Raw genomic sequence first — 6,125 nt, forward strand, 5'->3', positions numbered from 1 at the left:
CCCGTCACTGGCGCGCGAAGAAATCCCAGATCTCGGCCGTCGCGTCCAGCGCCGACGAGCCTTTGCCCCCCAGCGCCTTGCGCCCGCCCGGCCAGGAGTGCCCGCCGGTGTCGGTGACACAGAGCCGGACTTCGGCACCGCCCTCACAACCAGGGCGCACCTCGCACACCACACCGGCTTGCTTGAGCACGGTCTCGGTGGGTCCCTTGCAGGCGTTCAGCCGGGCCCACTTGTCCACCGTGGCCGGCACGGAGACGAAGTCTGCGTGGGTATTCGAGGCGCTGCCCGATCCGCCGTTGAACAGCACGCGGTCGTCGTCCCTGGCGTGGATGTGAAACACCGGCACCGGCCGGCCTGGCCGACAGTCGGTGGTGCCGTCGGTGCCCGCCACGGCAGCGACAGCGCGGAACACATCGGACGCTCCGCAGGCCAGGCGGTAGCTCATCATCCCGCCGTTGGACATGCCGGTGGCAAAGACGCGCCGCGGGTCGACCGCCAGCCGGCGCTGCACCTCGACCACCACCGCGCGCAGGAAGCCCACATCGTCGCTGCCCCGGTCGCGCGCGGCCCCGCAACAGAGGCCGGCGTTCCAGGTGGCCAGCTTGCCGCCCAGGCGGCTGAAGCCGTTGGGAAACACCACGATCCAGCCACTGGCCTCGGACTGCGCGACCAGGCCATAGAGCCGGTCGCGGGCCATCACCTCCATGCTGCCACCGCCGCCGTGCAGGGCAAGCACCAGCGGCACCGGACGGTCCGCGCGGTAGTTCCTGGGCACATGCACGATGAAGCCACGCGTGCGTCCGCCGTGCTCCAGCGCAAGCTCGTGGCTGCCGGGGGCGAGTGTCTGCGCCGATGCAGGCAGCAGCAGCCCCAACAGACACCAGACGGTCAACCAACGCCGGAGCATCAATGCCTCCATCGTGTCACTGGGCCGGTTTGGGAATCGCGGCCAGTTTCTCGACCAGCTCCTCCAGTGCTTCGTCGACCGCGTCGGTCGCAAAGCCGTAGAAATCGCCGCCAAAACCGCCCATGCCCTTGGAGTCGCTGTAGTCCTCGGTGGCCACCGCCTCGCCGGTGACGGCGTCCACCGCCTCGACCTTCACGGACACGGTGCCCTTTCCGGCGCCGAACATACCGCCGACCCAGCGCAGGGCCCGGTTGCCGGGGTCATAGTCCATGGCGATCTTCAGCCGCACAGCGCCAGCCAGCGGGCCGGGATCGGCATCGGCCACGGTCAGGCCCTCGTCCTGCAGCTTCTTGCGGGTGGTCTGCGGCAGCTTCATCTCCAGGGTTTTCTTGTCTTCGAGCCGCTTCTCGTCGGGTTCGCTGTCAAGCAGCTTGACCACGATCTCGGTCACGAACGCCTGGGTGTATTTGCGGGGCGTTTCTTCCGGTTTGGCGTCGGCCGCCATCGCAGAAAACGACGGGCCCGCCGTCATGAACGCCAACAGAATCAGTGCACCGGTGCGGCGCGTGCAGGCTGAAATCACATGTCCTCCTGGTTGTTGCGAAGCCCTCCGGTCGGGGCGGCGACATCGTACAGGCCTCTGTTGACACACAAGCCCTTGTATAAACGCCGACTTATGAACAAAAACCTCTGGCTGCTGGCCGCCGCGCAAGGCCTGTTCCTGACCAACAACGTGGTCTTCATCGCCATCAACGGGCTGGTAGGGCTCTCGCTGGCCCCGCTGGGCTGGATGGCCACGCTGCCGGTGATGGGCTATGTGGTCGGTGGCGCGCTGTCCACGCCCCTGGTGGCGCGCACCCAGAGCACCTTCGGCCGCCAGGGCTCGTTCCAGATCGGCCTGCTGGTCGCCCTGGGTTCTGCCCTGCTGTGCTGGTGGGCCGCGATGGACCGCAACTTCTGGATACTGGTGGCGGCCACGGTGATTGCCGGCTACTACAGCGCCAACGGCCAGCTCTACCGCTTCGCCGCGGCCGAACTGGCGGCGCCCGACTACCGCGAGAAGGCAGTGTCGCTGGTGCTGGCCGGCGGCCTGGTGGGTGCGGTGCTCGGTCCCAACCTGGCCAGCCGCACGCGCAACCTGCTGGAGGTGCCGTTCGCGGGCGCCTACCTCGCGCTGGCGGTGGTGGCGCTGGTCTCGATGGCGGTGATGGCCTTCATGAAGTTCCCGCCGCTGCCGCCGAAGAAGGCCAACGCCGACACCGGCCGGCCGCTGTCGGAGATCATGAAGCAGCCCGTCTTCATCGTGGCCGCGGCAGGCGCAGCGCTGGGCTACGGCGTGATGAACCTGCTGATGGCCGCCACGCCGCTGGCAATGCAGGTCTGCGGCTTCGAGTTCGACGACGCCGCGCTGGTGCTGGAGTGGCACGTGATCGGCATGTTCGCGCCCGGCTTCTTCACCGGCCACCTGATCAAGCGCTTCGGCGTGCTGACCATCATGGGCGTGGGGGTGCTGCTGAACGCGGCCTGCATCGCCATCGCGCTCACCGGTGTGGACCTGCACCAGTTCCTGATTGCGCTGTTCCTGCTGGGCGTGGGCTGGAACTTCCTGTTCACCGGCAGCACCACGCTGTCGCTGCAGGCCTACAGACCTGAGGAAAAAGACCGCGCACAGGCCGCCATCAACTTCTTCGTTTTTGCCACCATGGCGGTCACCTCGTTCGCCTCCGGCGCCCTCGTCACCACCCAGGGCTGGGCCCTGCTGAACCTGGGTTCGCTGGCGCCCGTGGCCCTCACCGGGGTGGCGCTGGGCTGGCTTGCCTGGCTCCGTCGCGCGGCACACAATCCGGCCTGAACCGGCCCCGGTCGGCGCCGGACGCCACGCATTCGCAAGGAGAGCTCGCATGGGACTGTTGGATTCACTGGTGGGCGCGGCCACGAACGCCGCCTTCGGGGGACAGCAGAACAGCCAGCCGGCACAGGGCGGCCCTGGTGGTCTGGACCCGCAGCTGCTGATCGGACTGATCGGCGTGCTGATGAACAACGCCGGAGGGCTCTCGGGCATCCTGGCCAAGCTGCAGCAGGCGGGCCTGGGAGATGCCGCCTCTTCCTGGGTCGGCACGGGGGCCAACCAGCCGGTCTCGCCCGACGCGCTGGGCAGCGCCCTGGGCCCGGACCTGATGGACATGATCGCCCGCCAGCTCGGGGGCAACCAGCAGCAGGCCGCCGGCACCATGGCCGACCTGCTGCCCGGCCTGATCGACCAGCTCACCCCCCAGGGGCAGGTGCCGTCGGACAACGGCCTGGACGCCCTCGGTGCGCTGCTCGGCGGCGGTCAGCGCGGTGGCGCTGGTGGGCTGGATGCAGGCGACCTCATGGGCATGCTCGGCGGCCTGATGGGCCGGCGCTGAGCCTCAGGCCGGAATGTGCGCGTCGAGCCAGGCGCGCAGTTCGGCGTACACCGCCGACGGGTCGGACTCGTTGAAGATTTCGTGGAACAGCCCGTCGAAGCGGCGGCTGTGCACCAGCCCCTTCGGGGCGACCGCCGCAAAGGCGCGGCTGCCTTCGGGCCGCACCAGCCGGTCTGAGCCGGCGTACATCAGCAGCGTGGGCACGGTCCAGGTCGGCGCGGCCGCCACCACACGCGGGCCGTTGCTGTCGATGAAGCGGGCCAGCCGCGCCGAAATGCGGTTGTGCACCAGCCGGTCGCGCTGGTAGGCCGCCACCTGCGCCGGATCGTGGGAGATGCCGCGCGGGTCCAGCCCGTTGGGCACGGCGAGGTCGGGCGCCCAGCGGTAGAGCAGCCGGGTCAGCAGGCGCTGGAATGCGCTCATGCCGGTGTCCAGCGCGGGCGACGAGAGCACCAGGGCATCCACCGGCTCGATGCCGCGCTGCACGAAGGTGGAGGCCACCAGGCCGCCCATGCTGTGGCCCAGCAGCACCAGGGGGCAGGCCCATGGCTCGGCGATGTGCCGGCGTGTGTCGTCCACCAGTTCCTGCAGATCGGCCAGCAGGTCGTCGTCGTCCGACAGCACCCCGCGGTCACCGCCCGAGTCGCCGTGGCCGCGCTGGTCGTACGCGCGCACGCTGAAGCCCCATTCGTTCAGACGCTCCGCCACCGCGTCGTAGCGCCAGGCGTGTTCGCCCAGCCCGTGCACGATGAGCACCACGGCCCGCGGCCGCTGCCGCGACGGCAGGGGCCAGTCGTAGAGCGCGATGTTCAGGCCGTCGCGCAGGGTGAAGGGCGCCTGGGTGGTGTCGGACATGGGCGGCGCGGCCTCAGGGCATGCGGGCGATGACCTGCGCCACCGACGCCGTCAGGCGCCGCGCGTAGTCCAGGTGCAGGAATTCGTTGGGGCCGTGTGCGTTGCTGCGCGGGCCGAGCACGCCGCAGACCATCATCTGCGCCGTGGGAAAGCCCTGGCTGAGCATGTTCATCAGCGGGATGGTGCCGCCCTGGCCGATGGTGGCGCAGGCGGCTCCGTAGTGCGCCTGCGAGGCGTCCTGCAGCGCCCGTTCGAACCAGGGCGTGGTGGCCGGTGCGTTCCAGCCGGTGGCCGAGCTCAGGCCCTCGAACGTGACCTTGGCCTGGTAGGGCGCGCTGTCTTCCAGCAGGGCCTTGAGCTGCTGCACGGCCGGTGCGGCCTCGACCAGCGGCGGCAGACGCAGGCTGAGCTTGAACGCGGTGTACGGGCGCAGCACATTGCCGGCGTTGGCGATGTCGGGGAAGCCATCGGCGCCGGTGACCGACAGCGTGGGCCGCCAGGTGCGCGCCAGGAGGGCCTCCAGCGGGTCGGTGGTGGTGGGCAGGGCAGACACCGTGGCGCCGCCGCAGTCGTGGTGCGCCCAGGGAAAGCGCTTGAACAGCTCGTCGCCCAGGATGGCGGCCGTGGCCTGCGCCTGCGCCAGCCGCTCGGGGGGCACCTCGCAGTGGAAGCTGGCCGGCAGCAGGCGGCCGGTGCCGCTGTCTTCCAGCCGGTCCAGCACCTGGCGCATGATGCGGAAGCTCGACGGCACCAGTCCCGAGGCGTCGCCCGAGTGGATGCCTTCGGTGAGGATCTCGACCTTGAGCACGCCGCTGGCCATGCCGCGCAGGCTGGTGGTCAGCCACAGCTGGTCGTAGTTGCCGGCGCCGCTGTCCAGGCAGACCACCAGGCCCACATCGCCCAGCCGCGACTTCAGCGCGTCCACATAGGGCAGCAGGTCGGCCGAGCCGCTTTCTTCGCAGGTCTCGATCAGGCCGACGATGCGCGGGCGCGCCACGCCCTGGGCCTTGAGCGCCTGGATGGCGGTGATGGCGGCGTAGATGGCGTAGCCGTCGTCGGCACCGCCGCGCCCGTAGAGCTTGCCGTCGTCGATCACCGGGGTCCAGGGACCGAGGTCGCTGCGCCAGCCGTTGAATTCAGGCTGCTTGTCCAGGTGGCCGTACATCAGCACGGTCTGGCCGCTGGCCGGGGCGGGCGTGCCGTCCTGGCCAGCGCTGGCCGGCAGTTCAAAGAACAGCACCGGCGTGCGCGGCTTTCCGTGCGCGTCGTTCAGGCGCACGATCTCCAGCTGCAGGCCGGGCACCTGCTGCGCCCGCACCCAGTCGGCGGCGGATTGCAGCACCCGTTCGAGCAGGCCATGCGCGGCCCAGTCGGGGTCGAACATGGGCGACTTGGCCGGCACCGCGATGTAGCGCTGCAGCTCGGGCACGATGGACTCGCGCCAGGCGGCGTCGACGTGGGATTGAAGGGCGAGGGGCTCCAGCGGCAGTGCCGAAGCAGGCAGGCGGGCGTTCATGGCGATCCTCTTGGCGCGGGCTGTGCGACAGAGGACCAGTATAGGCAGACCACCGCCCCGGCAGGACGCCGGGGACTTCCGAAAACCGCGCTCAGGCCGACAGGCGGAAGGTGGCGACCACGCCAGCCAGCCGCTGCGCCTGGTCCCGCAGGCTCTGGGCCGCGGCGGCGCTCTCTTCCACCAGCGCCGCGTTCTGCTGCGTCATCTGGTCCAGCTGGGCCACCGCCGAGCCGACCTGGGCAATGCCCTGGCTCTGCTCGCCCGTGGCGGCACCGATTTCGCTGATGACGTCGGTCACGCGCTGCACGCTGGCCACGATCTCGTCCATGGTCTGGCCCGCCTCGCTGACCAGGCGCGTGCCCGCTTCCACGCGGTCCACGCTGGTGCCGATCAGGCCCTTGATCTCCTTGGCGGCCTCGGCGCTGCGCTGCGCCAGGCT

The 6,125-nt window shown here is 70.1% G+C and carries 7 protein-coding genes; 2 read left to right on the forward strand and 5 right to left on the reverse strand.

What is annotated here, in order from left to right:
* Positions 1-4: 4 nt before the first annotated feature.
* Together HFL01S_RS12375 and HFL01S_RS12380 are read right to left on the reverse strand one after the other, a co-directional pair.
* Complete coding sequence (locus tag HFL01S_RS12375) at positions 5-907, reverse strand: CE1 family esterase (protein ID WP_157538856.1); 903 nt, start codon at positions 905-907, stop codon at positions 5-7.
* Positions 908-923: 16 nt separating this feature from the next.
* Positions 924-1,490 (reverse strand): DUF4410 domain-containing protein, encoded by a 567-nt coding sequence (locus HFL01S_RS12380; protein ID WP_066258819.1) that lies wholly within the window; start codon positions 1,488-1,490, stop codon positions 924-926.
* A gap of 93 nt (positions 1,491-1,583) precedes the next feature.
* Between HFL01S_RS12380 and HFL01S_RS12385 the strand changes: the two genes are divergently transcribed.
* Both HFL01S_RS12385 and HFL01S_RS12390 read left to right on the forward strand, forming a co-directional pair.
* Positions 1,584-2,759 carry an MFS transporter gene (locus HFL01S_RS12385; protein ID WP_066258821.1) on the forward strand — a complete coding sequence of 392 codons (1,176 nt, stop codon included), beginning with the start codon at positions 1,584-1,586 and terminating at the stop codon, positions 2,757-2,759.
* A gap of 49 nt (positions 2,760-2,808) precedes the next feature.
* Positions 2,809-3,315 carry a YidB family protein gene (locus tag HFL01S_RS12390; protein ID WP_084383257.1) on the forward strand — a complete coding sequence of 169 codons (507 nt, stop codon included), beginning with the start codon at positions 2,809-2,811 and terminating at the stop codon, positions 3,313-3,315.
* 3 nt (positions 3,316-3,318) lie between these two features.
* Here the strand turns inward: HFL01S_RS12390 and HFL01S_RS12395 are convergent, their stop codons facing one another.
* The 3 genes from HFL01S_RS12395 to HFL01S_RS12405 form a co-directional block, all read right to left on the reverse strand.
* Complete coding sequence (locus tag HFL01S_RS12395; protein WP_066258822.1) at positions 3,319-4,170, reverse strand: alpha/beta hydrolase; 852 nt, start codon at positions 4,168-4,170, stop codon at positions 3,319-3,321.
* A gap of 13 nt (positions 4,171-4,183) precedes the next feature.
* The gene (locus HFL01S_RS12400; RefSeq protein ID WP_066258824.1) at positions 4,184-5,686 is read right to left on the reverse strand and encodes a M20/M25/M40 family metallo-hydrolase; all 1,503 of its coding nucleotides are present in this window, start codon (positions 5,684-5,686) and stop codon (positions 4,184-4,186) included.
* 91 nt (positions 5,687-5,777) lie between these two features.
* On the reverse strand, positions 5,778-6,125 hold a 348-nt coding region (locus HFL01S_RS12405), incomplete at its 5' end, for a methyl-accepting chemotaxis protein (RefSeq protein ID WP_245644799.1).

The sequence above is a fragment of the Hydrogenophaga flava NBRC 102514 genome (assembly GCF_001571145.1).
Classification (GTDB): domain Bacteria; phylum Pseudomonadota; class Gammaproteobacteria; order Burkholderiales; family Burkholderiaceae_C; genus Hydrogenophaga; species Hydrogenophaga flava.

Bases quoted from the DNA above. Each gene is read 5' to 3' on its own strand.
- HFL01S_RS12375 (WP_157538856.1), bottom strand. From the start codon at position 907: ATGCTCCGGCGTTGGTTGACCGTCTGGTGTCTGTTGGGGCTGCTGCTG.
- HFL01S_RS12385 (WP_066258821.1), top strand. From the start codon at position 1,584: ATGAACAAAAACCTCTGGCTGCTGGCCGCCGCGCAAGGCCTGTTCCTG.
- HFL01S_RS12390 (WP_084383257.1), top strand. From the start codon at position 2,809: ATGGGACTGTTGGATTCACTGGTGGGCGCGGCCACGAACGCCGCCTTC.
- HFL01S_RS12395 (WP_066258822.1), bottom strand. From the start codon at position 4,170: ATGTCCGACACCACCCAGGCGCCCTTCACCCTGCGCGACGGCCTGAAC.
- HFL01S_RS12400 (WP_066258824.1), bottom strand. From the start codon at position 5,686: ATGAACGCCCGCCTGCCTGCTTCGGCACTGCCGCTGGAGCCCCTCGCC.